The 19,894-nt window shown below is 56.2% G+C and carries 12 protein-coding genes, 1 other RNA gene and 1 pseudogene; 3 read left to right on the top strand and 11 right to left on the bottom strand.

What is annotated here, in order from left to right; translation table 11 throughout:
• Positions 1–69: 69 nt before the first annotated feature.
• From C8K66_RS17005 to C8K66_RS31330, 8 genes and pseudogenes are all read right to left on the bottom strand, one after another.
• Positions 70–3,210, bottom strand: a complete 3,141-nt coding sequence (locus C8K66_RS17005) for an AAA family ATPase (protein WP_158276050.1) — start codon at positions 3,208–3,210, stop codon at positions 70–72.
• Positions 3,207–3,899, bottom strand: a complete 693-nt coding sequence (locus C8K66_RS17000; protein WP_108525463.1) for an ABC-three component system middle component 1 — start codon at positions 3,897–3,899, stop codon at positions 3,207–3,209. The genes C8K66_RS17005 and C8K66_RS17000 overlap by 4 nt, the downstream gene beginning before the upstream one ends.
• Positions 3,896–6,403 (bottom strand): ABC-three component system protein, encoded by a 2,508-nt coding sequence (locus C8K66_RS16995; RefSeq protein WP_108525461.1) that lies wholly within the window; start codon positions 6,401–6,403, stop codon positions 3,896–3,898. The genes C8K66_RS17000 and C8K66_RS16995 overlap by 4 nt, the downstream gene beginning before the upstream one ends.
• Positions 6,404–6,983: 580 nt before the next feature.
• On the bottom strand, positions 6,984–7,259 hold the full coding sequence (locus C8K66_RS16990; protein WP_108525459.1) for a hypothetical protein: 276 nt from the start codon (positions 7,257–7,259) through the stop codon (positions 6,984–6,986).
• Positions 7,256–8,236 carry an integrase domain-containing protein gene (locus C8K66_RS16985; RefSeq protein WP_108525457.1) on the bottom strand — a complete coding sequence of 327 codons (981 nt, stop codon included), beginning with the start codon at positions 8,234–8,236 and terminating at the stop codon, positions 7,256–7,258. Before C8K66_RS16985 ends, C8K66_RS16990 begins: the two co-directional genes overlap by 4 nt.
• Positions 8,214–8,573, bottom strand: coding sequence for a hypothetical protein (locus C8K66_RS16980; RefSeq protein ID WP_108525455.1), 360 nt, complete (start codon positions 8,571–8,573; stop codon positions 8,214–8,216). Before C8K66_RS16980 ends, C8K66_RS16985 begins: the two co-directional genes overlap by 23 nt.
• Positions 8,557–9,957: a YfjI family protein gene (locus C8K66_RS16975; protein ID WP_108525453.1), complete on the bottom strand. Its 1,401-nt coding sequence runs from the start codon at positions 9,955–9,957 to the stop codon at positions 8,557–8,559. Before C8K66_RS16975 ends, C8K66_RS16980 begins: the two co-directional genes overlap by 17 nt.
• A 981-nt stretch (positions 9,958–10,938) precedes the next feature.
• Positions 10,939–11,079: pseudogene (locus C8K66_RS31330) on the bottom strand (integrase); the annotation flags it as partial.
• 132 nt (positions 11,080–11,211) lie between these two features.
• Between C8K66_RS31330 and C8K66_RS16960 the strand changes: the two are divergent.
• The 3 genes from C8K66_RS16960 to C8K66_RS16950 all read left to right on the top strand — a co-directional run bounded on the left by C8K66_RS16960 (position 11,212) and on the right by C8K66_RS16950 (position 17,463).
• Positions 11,212–12,696 (top strand): class I SAM-dependent DNA methyltransferase, encoded by a 1,485-nt coding sequence (locus tag C8K66_RS16960; protein WP_108525449.1) that lies wholly within the window; start codon positions 11,212–11,214, stop codon positions 12,694–12,696.
• A complete protein-coding gene (locus C8K66_RS16955; RefSeq protein ID WP_108525447.1) occupies positions 12,693–13,853 on the top strand; it encodes a restriction endonuclease subunit S in 1,161 nt (386 codons plus the stop codon). Before C8K66_RS16960 ends, C8K66_RS16955 begins: the two co-directional genes overlap by 4 nt.
• Positions 13,854–13,986: 133 nt before the next feature.
• Positions 13,987–17,463: a DEAD/DEAH box helicase family protein gene (locus C8K66_RS16950; protein ID WP_108525445.1), complete on the top strand. Its 3,477-nt coding sequence runs from the start codon at positions 13,987–13,989 to the stop codon at positions 17,461–17,463.
• A gap of 154 nt (positions 17,464–17,617) precedes the next feature.
• On the opposite strand, the gene C8K66_RS16945 is transcribed toward C8K66_RS16950, so the two are convergent.
• From C8K66_RS16945 to C8K66_RS16935, 3 genes are all read right to left on the bottom strand, one after another.
• The gene (locus C8K66_RS16945) at positions 17,618–18,874 is read right to left on the bottom strand and encodes an integrase domain-containing protein (RefSeq protein WP_108525443.1); all 1,257 of its coding nucleotides are present in this window, start codon (positions 18,872–18,874) and stop codon (positions 17,618–17,620) included.
• A gap of 187 nt (positions 18,875–19,061) precedes the next feature.
• Positions 19,062–19,455, bottom strand: a transfer-messenger RNA (tmRNA) gene (gene ssrA / locus C8K66_RS16940).
• A gap of 102 nt (positions 19,456–19,557) precedes the next feature.
• Complete coding sequence (locus C8K66_RS16935) at positions 19,558–19,842, bottom strand: hypothetical protein (RefSeq protein WP_017847396.1); 285 nt, start codon at positions 19,840–19,842, stop codon at positions 19,558–19,560.
• Positions 19,843–19,894 lie beyond the last annotated feature (52 nt).

Genomic DNA, 19,894 nt, shown 5'->3' with positions numbered 1-19,894 from the left:
TAACCAATCTGTTGCGTCGATTGGTTAAATCCACAACCGGAAGAAGCGATTTTCGCAATGTTGTACGCATTAGGCAGATAATTGTGCGTTGCCAGCCTGCTTTTGAATAATGCGCTTCGCAGCCTGGTTATGTTCGGGGCCCTCGTAAACTACCCCTTTGTCCGAAGGCGCCATTAAGGCAATCTTTGAGCACGCTAGACCCGCAGCCTCGAACTTGCGAGCGATGAACTCACTTTCCGCCCGATCATGGCTGGACATGATGAGCTGGTAGCCTTGCGACTCGACCATATTGCGCATTACGTCCACGAAAGCGGCAGTATGAATGATGTCGTTGTGCTGCAGCGGGTCGTCGAGCAGCAGTGCTCGCCAGCGCGACCACGGATAGGCGATACTGGCTGCACACAAAATACTGAAGCCATTCGCAGCAAGCTGACCTTCGCTCAATACCACTTGCGGTGGTAGGTCTTTTTGCCGCTCGAGCGCTGCTTCGACCTGTTCCCGAGATCGCAGTGACATACCGAAACTCGTTGTATCGACACGGTGTTCCGCTCTGAACTGGATCGACTCTCCAGGAGTACTCAACATAGCGTCATTGAAATCGTCGATGACACTGTTGAGTGGGGCCAATACCTGAGTCGAGTAGTCCTCTGCGCGCTTTTTAAGCTGTTCAGTAAAGCGCATTACTGCTTTGCGTGCGTCAATGGTGAGATTGACCGCTGTGCGAGCAACTGCTTCTTCCGCTCTGAGTTTGGCAAGATATGATTCAGGATCTGCGAGACCGGCTTCACCACCCACAACACGCATAGCTTCGATCACTTGGCTGATTTCCTCCTGCAAAAGCACGTCCTGATTGGCATGGGTAAGCGCCTGCAAACGATCGCTTAATACTCGTACAGTGGCCGTACCTGCTCTCGCGACACCCAGGTTCTTGTCTAGACCAGCCAGGCTCGGCGTTCCATCAAGCCCACACTTAGTCCAGCGGTGCGCAGTTTCGTGCGCAGTAGCCTCGGCGTTTACGCGCGCGCACTCTGCCTCTACCAGCGCACGCTCAGCGGTGGATAGTGCTTCCCGGAGGTTTTCAATCTTAGCTTTCGTGGTTACTGTTTCATCTAATAGTAGAGCCAACTGGCTACGTGCTGCCTCAAACGATCTCCGCTGTGCAGAAAGTCGTGTGTTCAAACTATCGATTGACTCACCCTGCATGCCACGTACGGTGATCCGCTCAATGCATGCCTGATCCTCAGAGCGTAATGCACTGAGACGTGACGATATTTGTATGGCCTGTGCTTTTTTCTCTTCGAGTTCCCTGGTGATACTGTTGCGCTGCGCTTTACCAGCGGCTGCTGGTGCAGCGAGAAGCTGCAGGGCAGTTGCTGCTTCCGTCAAAGCCAATCTGGCGGATTGCTCTCGAGATTTTGCAATCGAGCCGAGCTCGACATCTTCATTTAGATCGACTAGATCGATGTTGAGCTCGCGAGCCAAAGTGGTTCGCGTCGTCGTCTCGGTATCGCGAATACTCTCCAAGTCCCATTCGAGATGTGCAGGTGAATCGACGATGGCCTGTAACTCGTCAATCTGTGCATCCAGGGCTGCAGCTTCAGAATGCAGCCGTTCAATTTCGGCAGCGGCTTCAGCAAGTCGAGTATCTATGGATCTAGCTGCTTCATTAGCAAGAAGCTTCAGCTCACCAGATGGGAACGGTGTACTGCATACCGGACAATTGGTGTCATCGTCATGGATATGACTGGCAATCGTGGCGACTGCGGCAACAATCGCGCTGACATGTCGCTCCGCTTCGACTTGAGCCGCAAGCGCTTGGTTGATTTGCTCACTGAGGACATTCCGCTCCAGCAAGATTGGCTCTAGTTCCATCTGTGCAACAGACGCGTCTTGCCAAGCTGACTCCAAAGCAGAAGTGTCTCTCGACAAAGCAGATTCGAGATTGAGTAGCGTGGCATGGGACTCGACGAGCTCCGATGCTCGCTGCGCGATGTTTCGAAGGCGTTCAACCTCGACGGCACCGTCGGTGTGCTTGCGCACGGCAGATTCGGCTTCGGCGAGAGCAACGCTCCGTTCGACAATGGCAGCCGAAACACCTGAAAGCTCGTCCTGTACCCTACCGATTTGGTTGGTCAGTTCGATCTGTCGATTGAGATCCGCTCGAGCTAATTCCAAGAGGGTAACATTGTGCTCAATTGTTCCAATTGCAGCTTGTTGCGCCGTTACGGCGGCATCTGCAACTTGGGCATCGAGGGTAGCGGCAGCCATGGCTGTACTTGCGTCGTCGAACTCTTGGCGCGTACGCACCATTACAGGATGATCCGTCCGAGCATTTACATTGGCTGTGATGAACAGCCCGACGGTATCCGACAGGCTCTCAATTTTTGCTTCTCTTTCAGTAAAGTTCAGAAGAGCTTGTGCGAGTTTGTTTCCGAGTCCTGTAAGACGCTGACTGAGCGTTTCTCCTGAGATTGTTAGTGCAGGGCCCTGCAATAAGTTATCGAGTTCGGATTCAAGCGCTTTGACTCGTGCCGTGACCTCCTCTGTTGTCAGATTACCGGCAGCGCGGGCTGCCTGTCGAAACCGATCGAGGCGAGCCTGCCAACCTTGCCATTCGGCGATCTGCTTCTCGATCTTCGTGATCGCTGACGTTTCGTCATCAATCCGACGTGTAAAAGCATTGGTCGTAGTGCGACCTCGGAGGCCCGACCGAACTTGCTCGAGTCTCTCGATTCCACTGGGACCTTTAAGCGCTTGCCACTGATCTTTTGGGTCACGACTGGTGAAGCGCTGATGCGCGGCCTGCCCTAGAAAGTGGGTAAGCGCCAAATAGGTGCCGAGATCGTTTATAGCCAGCCGATCGGATTGGGCGAGCTGTGCAATGATTGATGACATTGGTGTTGCGTGATTGGCATTGCGCTCGATTGGGTTGCCGTTCGAGAAAGTCAGCTTTACCTCATGTAAACCAGCCTCAACACCTCGCCGCGTCAAATAATCTCCTTCGCGGAATTTACCCTTTTCGACGTAGGGTGCGAAGCGACGGACAGCACCGGTCAAGCCCCATTCGATTGCGTCGAAGAAACTGCTCTTACCGAGGCCGTTAGTGCCAGTTAACAGAACCAGTCCAGGCGCTGCGGGAATATCGACGTCAAAGCAGCCGAAGGTTCGGAAATCCTGAATGCGGATACGTGAGAGATAGATGCCGCTCATTCCTTGCCCCTCATTTCCCATGCTTTTACAAGCGACGCCACAATCTCGTCGGGTGTCTTGTCGCCAGCATCAAGTACGATGCGTTCCCATTCGTCAGTTGTGGAGCATAGAGACTCCTCACCGATCGCAGCGGTCTCGCTTAGTTGGTCAAGAGCTACATCCTCGAATTCACCGACTTTATTCCATGGCCGGGCGAGGAACGTGCGCTTGACGAATACGTTGTAGCTTTGCGTGTCAAATTGGGGGGGCTCTGGTCGTAGCCAGGCGAGCTTACGCGCGACCCGATCGTCACGCTCGACCATCAGTGCCAGTGCCTCCCACTCGTCTTGCCCCTCGCTGCCGCGCGGGCCCAGTAAAATCATCTGCAAGTCGAGGCTCTGGTGTGCGCTTAGGTACGAGCGTGCAACCACACATTGATTGCGATAGCGCCTTAGTGATTCGCGGACGGTCTCGGGCGTTGGAACGTCTGGCAACAAACCAATTAGGACGGTATAGCGACCAATTCCGAGCGCAAGACTTTCTGCCGGTAAATCAGCGGGGCTCAGAGTTGTTGAAGCCGCGTGCTCTCCGCTGAAAACTGTGCTCGTAAGTTCTGGCCGATCTTGCACATTGAGTGCGATCTCTCTGGCCGTTTCCCGGAGGCGCTCGGCGAAATCTCGCAGGGATGGAGACATTGTTGCTTCACTCATGCGCGTTCCTCCAACTTCAGGATTGCGGTCGTAAGTCGGGTGAAATGCTGGCTCTCGATATCAGCCAATAGTGCCGCAAGGGCGTTGGCGCCAGTCGCGACGGCATTGGTGAACGCGGAACTGATCCACATCACCACGGGACCACATCCGGCCGATTCCGTGAATGCTGGCTGATCTACCTCGACTTGCGAGAAGGGTATTTCCGCTCGTTCAGCTACCTCCAATGCCCCTGTTACTGAAAGGATAACGAAGTTGGTCTGCCACATGTAGCTGCCGGCACACAGAGACATCGCCTTGCCATTGATCATATCGGCGGCACAACCGTGCCCGGCCCATTCAGTTGTGCCGTTTCGCTCTCGATGTAGATTTCCAGGACGAATGCGCTTAGGCGCAGTAGTCTGCCATGACGAGGCGATTGCCAGTGATACAACGGTGCCCCGAATGATTGCAGGTAGTTTTTTCGGGCCAACTAGGACCAATGCGATATCAGAATCATTTTCATCATCGATGGCACAGACCATCAGCCGAAGGAAGTGATTGAGCAATTTGAGGTCATCTTCGAAGGCGTCTAACCAGCGGCCCCAAACATCAGCCATCATTCCTCGCAAGTCGGGCGCTATGGTCAATCCTACAGAGCGCCCTGGATCACGACCTGTCCGTAAAAATTCATCCACATGTTGATGCAAGTTCTTGAGCATCCACTGGTCAAGAGTGCCGTGAAGCTGGCGCGCCAGGCGCTCAGCTGGATACTCCACAGAATTCTGTGTTGCACCGCCAGGATTTGTACCATCGATCACAGGCGTGTTCATGCCTTCAGCGTGTATCGAGTCGCCGCTCAGTTGGCACACAAGGCCTTGCCAGTGGGCAGGATCGGCGTATAGGGTTACCTGTCGAACATGGCAAGCCATGCGCAAAATTGCTCCAGTAACAGGGCCCAGTGCATTTGGCTGGTCTGGCAGGATCACTTTGTAGGGGCGATCTGAATCCCACGGTTCGGCAATGCTCTCTTTGGCGAGACCTCCCGACCACTTGATCCTGTCGCCAACGGAGCGCAACTGGAAAGTTACAGGAAGATTGTCGACTGCCTGTAGTTGATTTCGGCGCGAAAGCGGGATGTTTGCCAGCTTGGCTCGCTCTTCGTAGAAAAGCCTAGCTTCGCTCGATAAGGTTGGGACGAGCGTTTCTTCCCCATGCCGATTCAGCCACTCACCATGTGTGATTTCATAGTTAGCCAGCAGGTCGAGGAAAGGCTGCCGGACTTCGGCCCGCTTTGGACCGCGACGGATGATTACCTCGTCTGCCTCCACTTGAGTTCCGTCGCAGTCCAATAAATAGGTTGCTTGGCCAGCGGCAGGGGCGGGGTCCATCACTCGTTTCACTTGCATACAGTGAACGTGGGTGAATTTGCAATGCAGAGTGGTCTCGCAGGCTTTGATCGTTGCAAAGACAGCAAGGCGATTGAGCGCGGATGTGTTTGGTGTGAAAATTTCGGCGTTACGTGTCTGAAGTGTTAGCTGAACCCCTGGTCGGAGGCGTTCAGCGACTGCAGCAACAAGACCAATGGCCTCGATACGCGCTAGAATTTCTGCCTCGTAGGCAGTGAATATGTCAAACGGCATGCCGCCTACTTGAGCTTTTCTCGCCCGGATGTCGATGTCGATTAGCGCTCTGGTGATCTCCGCAATTCCGGCATGTCCTGTTATCAGGCGGATCATTGCCCCGTGGTCGAAATCGCTTGAAGCGGCGGCAACGAAATCAATTAATCCCCCATCGCCATTTCCGCTGATGAAAAAGCGTGGTCTGGGGCGCGCAGCGAACTCAGGTGGAGGCACCCCTGCATTAGACCAGTAGCTATTATCGGCTATGCCCAGAATAGTTTCCTGGGGTTCGACTCCGAACCCGACAGCTAAGAAGACAATATCGAAACGATCACGGAGATTTTGCTCAGGGCCAGCGCCGGGTATGTTGTCCAGTCGGTCGTAGATGACTTCGTAAGTCGCTTCGAGTTTGCGGATTTGTTTGACTGAATGACGAGTCCGCTGTTCGAGCCGTCCATCCACACGGGCGGCAATATCTCCAAATGCGAGCACAACCTCCCGCCTCACAGCTTGAGCTGGCCCGGCCATCCACTCAAGTATTGGGAGGTTGGCGACCGTATCGACCGTGTCGAGTTGCGGCCAATCGTAAATGTACGGATCCAGTTTTCGTCGGTCAGTCCCGATTTGAAGTGGCACCAGATCCTGAGAGGCTTCAAAAAGGACGACCCTTGCGTTATTACATACGAGCGCTGCCGCTGCTGCTGCGGTGACGCCAGCTGCGCCTGCACCGATGACGGCGATCCGCGGTGCATCCTTCAAATAGCCTTGATGGTACAGAGCATGCACCAAGGACAATGCGCGTACCTGTTGCGAGTAGAAGGTGATGCGGCTGTCGAAACAACCAAGGACGTAAAATTTTGGGTGCTCGCGGACCATCGCCCCTTCGATGATGTCGAATGGCTTCATTTTTTCGGCCTTTGAGCTGTCGAGGCTCCCTTTCTGAGATTGGGCGACAGCAATGCATCTGGTATGCCCCGCATCCCTACATCCTTCTTCAGAACCACTCCTTTACTCCTTGAAGTGTGCGATACAGCTTGTAGGCAATCAATCCATGTCCGCAATTAGCCCAATCGAGACCGATTGCTAAAGAGAAATTGTCAAAATTGCATGAGGCTATACAGCTTAGTGAATCGGGCCCTGGTTGTGTACCTGAATGCCTTTTTCTGGCCCAGGCTGTGTAAAAATGCAAACGTCGCTTTCAACTCCTCGCTTCTACGTTAAATGGCAGGCGCGTTCGGTTAGTCAGCTGACCTGGATTTTGCATAGGAGCGTGATATTCGCGCCGATTTTGATTGCTGCATCTGCACGAAAGTGTTTTTACACCGCCTCGGCCGTTTTCGGCCTGTCATGACTAACCGGTTTGGGTTGTTTTTTTGCCATTGCGGCGGTGTTTTTCGAGCAGGTTTCTCCGCAAGAGAACATCCACGCTGAGATAGATGAAGGCGGGTAAGCGAGCCTGGAGGGTTGTCTATCCACGATTCGAGCGTTAGATCAGCATTTCTCGGTCATTCCCTAATTGCTTCCAAACCAATAGGACGGTGAGTCGATAGTAATACCGGGTGGCGTCGGAATGGTCTTTCAGGTGCTGAGTGAGAAACCAGCGCACATGCTTGAGTTGCCAGGTCCAAGGGTTATCTCGCTGCCATCGCTGCTGAATGACCGCCTGCATGATTCGGGCTTGGCGCAGGTGTCGTTGCTGGGTGGCCTTCGAGCCGGTCAGTACGCCGCTCATGAACAGCGCCATATCGAAGGGCTTGGTCACGCTCGACCTCCAATGTAGGCCGACATCACATCGATCCGGTTATGCCCGAGTTCAAGGCTGACTTGCTGACGCGCCTGTCTATCAAGTTCACGGTCAATGCGATAGCAGTGACCGCCATTGACCGGTGCGGCGTGGCCAGTGAGCTGTTCGTAACGCTCGCAGGCGTAGGCCGCTCGCAGTTCATGGAAGCCCTTCAGCCCGTGTTCATGCAGTATTTCGCGGGCGGGAAATACGGTCTGATGCAGTAACGCGGCGTAGCTTTCGTCTCGGGCCAGCAAGTTGCGGCTGCGGGGCGGCGATGCCTTACGAGCCAACTGCAGCGCCACTTTCACCGCTTCATTGGCCACAATCCATCGCGGCGCTGAAGCCCCTGAGCGGCCGCCTTTGGTGCCGTCCTGGATGTTGATGCGGCCTAAGTGCTCGGCTTCGCGCTGCAAGCGTGGCAGGTCAGCCAGAATCGCTTCGCGCAGGCGCATACCGGTTGCTCGCGCTAACAGTACAATCGCGGCCACCCGCTTGTGTTGCTGTTCGCCCAGCGCCTCGAGTACTCGGCGCACCTGTTGGCGGTCTTGGCCATCCGGCGCGCGGGTGCGTAAGCTCGAGCGCTTCTGTCCTAACGCCTTACTCGGGCTGGCAATCTTCACGTCCTGATCACCACGCAGCGCCGCAAGGGTGCGGTTGACGCTGCTCAGGCGGTTCTGCGCGGTCGCGATGCAGAGTTCACCTCGCTGGATCTGCTGGCGCAGATACGCGGCGTGGTCGTGCAGCGTCTGTCGATCGATCTGGCGCGCATCGTTGTAACCGGGGCCGTCCTCTGACCGACACCAACGCACAAACGCTTGCCAGCGATCGCAATGCGCTTTGACCGTGGCGAAGTGGCCGCCGGCAAACAAATCTTTGAGCGCTTGTGGGCCGGCGTAGCTCAGCTGGCGGCCGTAACCAAAGTTGCGACCCTCACGTCGACCGACCAAGGCCATCGTCTTCACCGTTTTCGTTTGTTTGCAGAAAGCGCAGCAGGGCTTTCCAGTGGGGGCTGAGCCTGTCCACTTGCTGCCAGTGTGTCGGGCGGATCAGGAGGGCGTTCTCCTGGTGTTGCAGCATTGCCCCTTCTTCGCGCAGTTGCTCGATCAGCAGGGCGAGGTTGGCAGGCTCCAGGGGTGGTGTGGCGACAGCGGCGACAGTGGCGACAACCCGCGTCGTTTCTGGCCTGGCGCATGGCGACAAGGTGGCGACCGCGGCGGCGACACGCCGTGATTCAGGTTGCGGTTGATGTTGCGCTTGGTAGCGGCGCACAGCGTCATTGAGGCGAAACATGGCGGACCTCGAAGGTTCTTCCATCGCGGCTGTTCAGCCAGCTATGAGTGATCAGCTCGACGAATAAAGAGGCGGTATGGTCAGCGCTCTTGCGGGCAAAACGAGGACCGTTGCGATTGACGTCACGGACGGTGAAGTGGGTCCAGCCTTTCTGTACCAGCCAGCGCAGCAGCCGATCCGCTTCCTCGCGCCGGCTATTGACAGGCTCTTGTTCGGTCAGGCGCTGAATCTCGGCCAGGTAGTAATCCATCAGCGTGGAGGCGCGCTGGATGTGTGCTTCGTCCAAGGCTCTGGCCTCTTCAACCATGGCCAGCACGCCTGCGATACGCAGTACATTCGCCGCGGCCTTGCTCGCGACAGGCTGGACGCCGGCCAGCTCGCCGAACTCGCCAGACTGGCACTCGATGGTGTCGTGAATATCGATCCAGGCACGACGGGCGCGGGGAGTCAGCTCCAGCGTGGCGGGATTGAGTGAGCCATCCTTGTGAAGCGACCAGGGCTTTTGCAGCAGGGCGGTGATCCGTTGTTGGTAGCGCTGGACTTTGGTATCTCTGGTCAGGTCGATTGCCTTGTAGAGTCGCTGGCCGGCCAGGCGCTCGGGCCAACTTATCAGGCAGCGGCCGAGGATGCCTTGGCCATTGATCACCGGGTCTTTGAACAGCTGGTTGGCCAGGTAGGGCTGCAGCATCAGATGCAGGCTGAGGCGGCGGTCATAGGCACGCAGACTTTCTCCAGCCATGGAGCGTGCCCGGTCGATCGGGCTGCCATCCCACAGCATCGACAAGGTGGTGATTGCCTTGAGCAGGTTCTCTTTGCTCATGGTGCTACTGCCCAAGAATTGGCCACCTTCATCATTGAACAAGCCCATGCTGGGCAAGCCATGGCACAGGCTTTTAACCAGGGCCTCAATGGTCGGCTCGGCAATGATCAATCTCGGCGGGACCGGCTCGGATAGCTCACCGCCTTCCGTCTCCGCGTGTTTCTTTGAGGTTTTGGGTTTGGTCATGATGCTGGTAGCGGCGCGGTAGGCTTTGAGCTTTTCCGCATACAGGGTCCACTGCTGTCGCTCCCAGTCGCGTGCTGCTTTCAGTGCCTGCTGATCCACCGCGCTTTTGCGATCACCCGAGGACGCCACCGTCAGGAGGTAGAGGGATAGCGGATAGGTTCGGCCGTCGAGTTGGACATTGGCATGACCCTGGCTCACCAAGGCCGTGGTAGCCAGCACCGATTGCGCCGCCATGGCGCAAGGTACCCCGATCACCTCGGCCAGTCGTTCGACCGCAGGACCTAACAGATCCCCGAGTGCTTCGACCGGGTAGGGCAGTGGCGCCTGCTGGTATTCCAGCAAGGGTTGTGGTGGCTCGAACGCTTCGCACAGTTGCATCGCCATTCTCCTGGGATTATCGACTTCGTCCTCACTCATCCCGCCACGGTTGTTGAGTGTTATCAGGGATCAAGGCCCCTGCGACCTGTGAGGTTTGTCCACTGACGCGGGACTGGCGGCTCTTTACGACCGGGAGCTTGGGCATCTCATGATCTGGCCTCCTGAACACCGATAGCGGTGGGCGGGTGGAGGCTGCACTGGCTGACGAGACCAATGCCGCGAGATCCTGAGACAGGTGAAGGCAGCGGATGTGATGACCGGGGCATGCCTGACTGTCAGTCAGGTGCAGTCCATTCCTTGGGCTGCGGCACCGTCATCGGTATCGCTGTTGCGAGTGAGCATTCGGTGTTTGTCACGCCGATTGTCACGAGGGGGAAAGCCGCAAAGGCCCGTTCGAGCAGGGCTGCAGCAGTGTGATATGCGCCCGTCTCTTTAGGGGGCAAAGAGACGGGCAGCAGGTTGGCGCAAGAAATGGCCAAGCGGATAAGTTGCTGCAGAGCAGCCACGAGAAGGCCTGAGTTGCCGCAGTGGGCATTCTGGAATAGTGGGCATCCGTCACATCGCTGTGACCGTGCGAGCCGCCGGACGCTAATCGCACTTGGGGTGAACCACCACTATGTGGCGTAGCCTCAAAGGTTCTGACTACTTGGGTGCTGTCGAGGACAGCGCTTGTACGGTTTTGGTTTAGCGCTCGTTTTGCTCGCGGTCAACAGCATTTTTGGGGAGATTCTTGCGCCAATCGGTAGCGCTGGAAGATCTTGGAGGTCGGTGGCTTTCCATGGCCTAGTGGTCGTTGGTCGGTTTTAAATGTGAGCCCATGCGGGTGAGAATGCGGAGCCTTCTCGCCCGTATGGGCTTAGCCGGAAAGGCCCAAAGAGCGAGACTTGCAACGGCGACAGTCGCCACCTCAGTCGCCGTGCTGCAGGCCAGGTATTACGCGGGTTGTCGCCGGTGTCGCCGCTGTCGCCAACACCTGAACGCTCAGCGTATAGGCACGACGTTTCGGTCCCTGTTTTGATTGATCGCAGATGCCGACAGGTTGCTCGGAGCCGCCTTATGGATATGCTCACTCCCCCAACCCATGATCGGACGCCGTCGTTTAATGTAGTCCGCGCGGTTGTACCTGACAGCCTCACCCGCTAATCGTTACACTGCGCGCACCTCATCAGGCCGGCGTTCCCGGCTTGATCTATTGCTCGCAGTGTTGCTGCGCTGGGCAGTAAACCCATCAGTCAATCCAGGTAGTTATCAGTAGTGATCACAGGCGCCATCAAATCCCAAGTTGACCAGATCTGGAATGCGTTCTGGAGCGGCGGTATTTCCAACCCCATGGAAGTCATCGAGCAGATGACCTACCTGCTCTTTATCAAACGCCTCGACGAGTTGCAGACGGTTAAAGAGCGCAAGGCTGCGCGCACCGGGCAGCCGATTGATAATCCGATTTTCAGTCCCTACCAGGCGCATTTGCGTTGGGCGGCGTTCAAGGCGCTGGGTGATCCGGCCAGTTTGTACGCGCTGATCGCCGACAAGGTATTCCCCTTTATCAAGTCGCTTGGTGGTGAGGATGGCGAGTCCACCTACGCCGGGCACATGAAGGATGCGCGCTTCACCATCCCCAACCCGGCGTTGCTGGCCAAGGTGGTGGACATGCTCGACGCCATCCCCATGGAAGACCGCGACACCAAGGGCGACCTCTACGAATACATGCTCGGCAAAATCGCCAGCGCTGGGCAGAACGGTCAGTTCCGCACGCCACGGCACATCATCAAACTGATGGTCGAGATGATGGCGCCCAAGCCGTCGGACACCATTTGCGACCCGGCCTGCGGTACCGCTGGTTTTCTGGTGACGGCTGCCGAGTACCTCAATACCCACCACAGCCACGAGCTGTACCAGGACGCGGTCAGCGCCAAACGCTTTAACCATGACACTTTCCACGGCTTCGACTTCGACAGCACCATGCTCCGCGTCGGCTCCATGAACATGCTGCTGCATGGCGTGGAAAACCCGGCGATTGAAAACCGCGACTCGCTCAGCGAAGGTCATGCCGGGGTAGAAGGGCAGTTCAGCTTGATTCTGGCCAACCCGCCGTTTGCCGGTAGCCTGGATTACGAAGCCTGCGCCAAGGATTTGCAGCAAATCGTCAAAACCAAAAAAACCGAATTGTTGTTTCTCGCCCTGTTTCTGCGCCTGATGAAAGCCGGCGGTCGTGCGGCGGTGATCGTGCCGGACGGCGTGCTGTTCGGTTCCAGTAAGGCGCACAAAGCGCTGCGGCAGATGTTGGTGGAAGAGCACAAGCTGGACGGCATCGTCTCTATGCCCTCGGGCGTGTTCCGCCCCTATGCCGGGGTGTCCACCGCCATTTTGCTGTTTACCAAAACCAACTCCGGCGGCACCGATAACGTCTGGTTTTACAACATGCAGGCCGACGGCTATTCGCTGGACGACAAGCGCAACGAGCTGGCCAGCGACAAACACGACAGCAACAACCTGCCCGATATCATCGCCCGTTGGCATAACCGCGCCGACGAAGCCGGCCGCACCCGCACCGAGCAGAGCTTCTTGGTACCCAAGGCGGAAATCGCTGGCAACGACTACGACCTGTCGATCAATCGCTACAAACAAGTGGTCTACGAAGAAGTGCAGCACGAGCCGCCGCAGAAAATTCTGGCTGAATTAAAGGTGCTGGAGGCGGAGATTATGCGGGGGATGGATGAGTTGGAGGGGATGCTGCAATGACTCTTCTCACCGCGCCCGTTGGCGAGTTGACTGAGATATTAAGTGGATTCGCCTTCAAATCTGAGCAATTCAATAATTCTGGCGAGGGGCTTCCACTAATCAGGATTCGAGATGTTGTCGAAGGTGCTTCGGACACTTATTACTCCGGGGACTACAAATCGGAGTTTCTGATCAAAAACGGCGATGCGTTAATAGGCATGGATGGTCAGTTCAATCTTGCATGCTGGCGCGGTGGGCCGGCACTCCTAAATCAACGTGTCTGCAAAATTAAAGCAACAGATGAGCGGCTGGACCAGGGCTACCTCCTGCGCTTTCTTCCATCGGCGCTAAAGGAAATTGAAGATCGGACTCCTTTCGTTACGGTTAAACATTTATCTGTTAAATCGCTGCGTGAAATCGAAATTTCGCTCCCGCCACTTCCCGAACAGCGCCGTATCGCGGCAATTTTGGACAAAACCGACGCGCTGCGCGCCAAGCGCCGCGAAGCCATCGCCAAGCTCGATCAACTGCTGCAATCCGTATTTCTGGAAATGTTCGGCGGCAGCACCGGTACGACCACATCAGTAGCTGAGCTTGCACCTTCTGCGGGTGCTATTCGGACCGGTCCCTTTGGCAGTCAATTACTGCATAGCGAGCTTGTTGATCACGGCATCGCTGTCCTTGGTATAGATAATGCCGTATCCAATAAATTTACATGGGCGAAGCCAAGATTCATTACGGCAGAAAAATATTCTCAGCTCTCTCGCTATCGGGTTAATCCAGGCGACGTACTAATCACCATCATGGGGACCTGTGGGCGATGTGCTGTGGTACCTGACGACGTTCCAGCAGCGATTAATACAAAGCATCTTTGCTGCATCTCGCTCGACCGCACGCGCTGCGAGCCGGAGTTTTTGCACTCGTACTTCCTGATGCATCCAATTGCCCGGAGCTACCTTGAAAGTCGAGCAAAAGGCGCAATCATGGCGGGGCTCAATATGGGAATCATCAAAGAACTACCGGTTGCGTTACCCTCGTTGGAAGATCAGCGCCGTTTTGTCACGATCAAGAAATCGCTAGAAAGGCAGAGCGCGCAGGCGGTAAGTCAGGAAAACCGATCTAACGAGCTTTTTGCTGCGCTCCAGCAACATGCATTTGCAGGTGCGCTTAGGTCATAACCAGTGCCCAGCACGCCAAGGAACAGGCAACTTCATATGGCGCAATTCTTCCCCGCCCGCACCGCCTGTCGTTTCGACAGCTCCTGCGAACGTCGCTTGGCCGAAATGGACTCACAGAAGGCGGTAGGTTGATATGAGCAACTTTGAATTTCTCATCCCCGAATTCAAAACCCTGTTTGAGCCGGCCAAGGGCGCGGAACAGCTGGTGTATTCCGACCCGCGTGCCTGCTGCATGCGCACCCGCCATGCCCTAGAACAGGCTGTGCATTGGCTGTACGAGCATGACCGCGACCTGCGCATGCCTTACGACAATGGCCTTAACCTGCTGCTGACTCAGGTCGAATTTGTGCGACTGCTGCCGCCGCAAATTCATCAAAAGGCGCGGCTGATTCAGAAGTTCGGCAATCAGGCGGTGCACGCCAATCAGCCGATTAGCTACAGCGATGCAATGAAGCTGGTGCGAGAGCTGTTTCATCTGCTGTTCTGGCTGGCTCGGACTTATACCCGAAAAAGCGACCCAAAGAGCATCGATGCGGCGTTTGACGAAAAGCGCGTGCCGCAGTTGGTCAGTGCTAGCGATGCGGCGGCCTTTACCCGCGATGAATTGAAGAAGCAGGAAGCCAAGTTCCAGCAACAGATCGCTGCGCAGCACGGCACTCTGGAAGCCCGCGAGGCAGCGATTGCCGAACAGGCTGCAAGCCTGAGCGAACGCGAAGCCTTGCTGGCGAAGCTGGATGCCGAACTGGTCGCCACCCGTGCGGCACTGGCCCAGGCCAAGGCCAACAATATTGCTGTACCCGATAGCCACGATTACGACGAGGCCGATACCCGCCGGTTGTTTATCGACGTGCTGTTGCGCGAGGCCGGTTGGGAAGTGGGCAAAAACGCCGACGCCGAAGTACCAGTCAGCGGCATGCCCAACGCGCAGGGCGAGGGGTTTGTCGATTACGTGCTGTGGGGGGCGAACGGTAAACCGCTGGCGGTGGTGGAAGCCAAACGCAGCCTGAAAGACCCGGACGTGGGCCAGCAACAAGCCAAGCTGTATGCCGATTGCTTGGAGGCCGAGAAAGGCCAGCGGCCGCTGATTTTCTACAGCAACGGCAACCACACCTGGCTGTGGGATGACCGCCGTGCGCCGCCACGTGAGGTACAGGGGTTTTATACTCGCGATGAGCTGGAACTGGCGATTCAGCGGCGCAGCCTGCAAAACAAGCTGAGCGAGCTGCCGATCAATAGCGAGATTGTCGAGCGGACTTATCAACACCGGGCGATTCGGGCGATGACTGAGTCACTCAGTCAGGGCCGGCGCGCCGGTTTGCTAACCATGGCCACCGGCACCGGCAAGACGCGAATGTCGATTGCCCTGATCGAACTACTGATGCGTGGCAACTGGGTCAAACGCGTGCTGTTTCTGGCGGACCGGGTGGCCTTGGTCAATCAAGCCGCCAGTGCCTTCAAGGAGTTCCTGCCGAACTCCAGCCCAGTCAATCTGGTCACCGACAAAAATGGCCAAGGTCGGGTGTATCTGTGCACCTATCCGACCATGATGGGTTTGATCGACCAGATGGAGGGCGACCGTCGCAAGTACGGCGTAGGCCATTTCGACCTGATCGTGATCGACGAGGCGCACCGGAGTGTTTACCAGAAGTACGGCGCGATTTTCCGTTACTTCGACAGTTATCTAGTGGGCCTGACCGCTACCCCGCGTGACGAAGTGGATCGCGATACCTATCACCTGTTTGGTCTGGAAACCGGTGTGCCGACCGATGCCTACGGCCTGAATGAAGCGGTGGATGATGGTTATCTGGTGCCGCCCAAGGCTTATTCGGTGCCGATCAAGTTTGTTCGCGAAGGCATCCGTTACGACCAGCTCAGCGATGATGAGAAAGAGCACTGGGAGTCGCTGGATTGGGGCGATTACAGTGCCGAAGGTGATGCACCTACCGAGGTGCTGGCGTCTGAGATCAACAAGCAGTTATTCAACGAGCCAACCGTTGACCTGATGCTAAAGCACTTGATGCAAAATGGCCTGACCGTGGAGGGTGGGGACAAGCTCGGCAAGACCATTATTTTTGCAGTGAATCAAAAGCACGCCGATTTTATCGCCCAGCGCTTCAATCATCATTACCCGCACTTTAAGGGGGCGTTTGCCCGGGTTATCACCCATGCGGTGAATTATGCGCAGACTCTGATCGATGACTTCAGCAGCAAGCTGAACAAGCAGCCGCAGATCGCCATTTCCGTGGATATGCTCGATACCGGCATCGACGTGCCACAGGTGCTGAATTTAGTGTTCTTCAAGGCCGTTCGCTCAAAGGTGAAGTTCTTGCAGATGATCGGCCGCGGCACGCGCCTATGCCCGGACCTGTTTGCGCCGGGTGTGCACAAGCGCGAGTTCGCCATCTTCGATTTCTGCGCCAACTTCGAATACTTCAACGAAAACCCTAAAGGCGCTTTGGGCGGTAAGGCCGAACCGCTAGGCAAGCGGTTGTTCAAAGCGCGGCTGGATCTGCTGTCGTTGTTAGCGCCGAAGGACGTTCGCGAGCCTGTTGATCTGGCGGAAACCAGAGGCCGGTACGATGCCTTTGTTGAGCTGCGCAGGGAGTTGACCGACGAGCTGCACGACGAAGTCGCGGCGATGAACAAGGACAACTTCATCGTACGTACCGAACTTGAGCACGTAACCCGCTTTGCCGAGCGTGAAGTTTGGAATGCGCTGGATGATGCAGCGCTGGGTGATCTGCGCAGTCACGTCGCCGGCTTGCCGAGTGAGCGCGCTCCTGAGCACATCACCGCCAAGTTGTTCGATCTCCTGTGCCTGAATTTGCAGCTGGCGTTACTTCGCTCGACCAGCGACTTCGTGACGTATCGTGACAAGGTGGTCGAGCTGGCCAGCCAGTTAGAAGTGATGGACAGCATTCCGGCAGTGCATGCTGAACTTGCGTTGCTTCAGGACGTGCAAACCGACGAGTACTGGCAGGACATCCGCTTGCCGATGCTTGAGCAACTGCGGCGCAAGATGCGTGAGCTGATCAAGTTTATCGAACGCCGTCCGAGCAACCCCGTTTATAGTGTGCTGAGCGACGAGATTGGCGAGGCGACTGTAGTCAACCTGAAAGATTTCAATACCGGCATCAACCTGGAGCAATACAAGAAAAAGGTCGAAGCCTATATCCGTGGCAATGAGAACCATGTGGCCATTGCCAAGCTCAAGTTTAACCGGCCGCTGACGCCGAGCGATCTGAGCGAGCTGGAGCATTTTGTCTACGAGTCGGAACCGGTTCAGAGTCGCGAGCAGTTCGAACAGTGCTACGGCACTGACCAACCGCTGACACTGTTGATCCGATCATTGGTAGGCTTGGATCGCAATGCCGCAAAAGAGGCTTTCGGTCAATTCCTCGACGAGAACCGCTACAGCAGTCAGCAGATTCGTTTTGTTGAAATGATCATTGAGCGTCTAACCCGGCAGGGCGTGATGGAAGCGGGTCAACTATATGAACCGCCTTTTACCGCGCTGCACCACGAGGGATTAGACGGTGCGTTTGGCGACGCGGATGCCAACGCGATCATTTCGGTGATCGCCTCAATCAAACGCAGTGCGGCAGCCTGATGGCGACTGACTCAATCATGGGCACTGCCCGGTTTGCGCTGGCGTCGGGGTTGTAGCGTTTGGCTAAGCGCTTGGCGACATTTGCCACTTCTGTCGCCACGCTGCGCGCCACGGATTACGCGGGTTGTCGCCGTTGTCGCCATCCGGTGAGTCCTCAGCGTATCGGCACGACGTTGCGGTCCCTGGTTTGATTGATCGCAGATGCCGACAGGTTGCCAGTGGCCGCTTTCTGGATGTGCTCACTCCACCAAGCCATCATCGGTCTCCGGCGTTCGATGTAGTCCGCTCGGTTGTAGGCACTTCGGACTTCGTCCTTGTCGACATGCGCCAGCGCGACTTCGATCAGCTCCGGATCCCATCCATGCTCGTTCAGGATGGTGCTGGCCATGGAGCGCATGCCGTGGCTGACCAAGCGGTCCTGGAAGCCCATGCGTTTCAACGCCATGTTGGCGGTCTGGCTATTGGCGTGGGTGCGCGGATTTCTATCTGCCGGGAACACGTATTCCCTGTGACCACTGTGGGGCTTGAGCGCCTCCAATAACGCGAGTGCCTGTTCGGTCAGCGGGATGGTATGCGGACGACGCTTTTTCATGCGCTCCGGAGGGATGGTCCAGATGCGTTTGTCGAAGTCGATATCTGTCCAGCGGGTGGTAGCCGCTTCGGCAGGACGGGTCATGGTGTGCAGTTGCCATTCGATCAGGCAGCGGGTGATCCGCTTGATGCTGGCGTTCGCGATTTCGATCATGAGCTCGGAAAGCTCATCGGGTCGTAGCGCGGCCATGTTCTGTTTTTTGGGTTTCTTGAATACCGCCCGAATGCCACTGAGGGGGTTAGCGAAAATCAACCCGGAGTTCACCCCGTAGGTCATGATCTCGTTGAGCCGTTGGCTCAATCGCTTCACTGTCTCGAGGCTGCCTTTGGCCTCGATTGGGCGAAGCAGTTCGATGACAATCGGTGCGGTAATTTTCGAGAGCGGCGTTGTTTTCAGGTCTGGAAATACATGCAGCGTGAGCGATCGCCAAATGTCTTCGGCGTACGCCGGCGTGACGGAGTCCTTCTTCAGCTCGAACCAGGCGGTGGCCACGTTTTCAAACGTGTGTTCCGTCTCCGCTCGTTTGGCTTCGTCCTGTGCATTGCGTTGCACTTTGGGATCAATGCCTTGTGCAAGCAGCTCGCGTGCTTCCACCACTTTCTTCCTGGCGTTCGCTAGCGAGAGCTCTGGGTACGTGCCCAGCCCCATATTGATACGGTTTTTTGTTACCGGCTCGCGGTAATTGAAGTTCCACAGCATCGAGCCATTGCTCCTGACCCGGAGCTGAAGGCCGTCACCATCGCTGAGGACGTAATCCTTGTCTTTTGCCTTGACTGCCTTGAGCTGGCGGTCAGAGAGGCGGAGGGCTGGAGCAGGCATGAGAGCTACCTCTGACACCGTTTTGGTATTCCAAAAAATAGCACCGGAGAGCTTGGAATACCATTTGGAATACCCAAACGGCTGGAACTCAAAAAACCGTTGAGGAGCCCAGTAGCGTTGAAACCCTTGATTTCACTGGATTTCAGGCACAAAAAAAGACGTCCGTGGACGTCTTTTTTTGATCAAGTGGTGGAGCCGGGGGGATTTGAACCCCCGTCCGCCAGTACTCCGCTGTCGGTACTACATGCGTAGCCGTGTCTATTAAGTTAACCCTCAGCGACCCGACGGGCAGGGTGCTTTGGGCGAGTTGTGTAAGTTTTAGCCGCTTCGTCCACAACGTACTGCACGGCGATTCTGTTCTATATGACAATCATTTTGGGTTTACAGACATCCCCTGATGATTGCTGGACCCGAAGGTACCAGGAGGGAAGGGCTAAGGCTGCTTACGCAGCGAGAGCGTATTCCCCGTAGGTTTCGTCATTGGCAACTATAGAAAGTTGCAACAGTGGATTTACGAGTTCTGTTACCAACTCGGCATGCACCTAAAGTTTCGCGACCGGCGTCGAATCCTAAACGGCCCCGTGCTTGTAACTCGTTGTTTCTTAGTGAGTGACAAGCCTGTGCAGTGTACGCCAAACGGTCACAGAAGGCCAACCCGAAGGTTGGCCATGAGCGTCGGGGTGTTACTGATTGGCGCCTTTGTCGCTGTTCTGTAGGTCTTGCAGGGCTTTGGACGTGATCTCTATGCACCTCTTGTCATCACCTGCTGCTTGGGCGGCTTTGGCTTGAGACACGGCGGTGTCGATTTCGCCGCTTTTGCCAGTGGTGTCGGTGGCGAGCAGGGCTTTGCCGTTGTTGATTTTGTCGAGATTAATCTGACAAAGCTGGTCGGTTTTTCCGGCGGCAAACGCCGGTGAGGCCAGCATCGCAGCGGCAATGAACACGCCAGCAAGAGCGGAATGCTTCATAAGGGTATCTCCTTGCGAAAAAGGGCTCGACGTTGCTGGCGTTCAAGGGCTG

This window comes from Pseudomonas sp. GV105 (assembly GCF_003058185.1).
In the GTDB taxonomy this organism is placed as follows: Bacteria; Pseudomonadota; Gammaproteobacteria; order Pseudomonadales; family Pseudomonadaceae; genus Aquipseudomonas; species Aquipseudomonas veronii.
The sequence above is the reverse complement of the archived record's forward strand: the minus strand, read 5'-3'. Positions and strand labels throughout refer to the sequence as shown.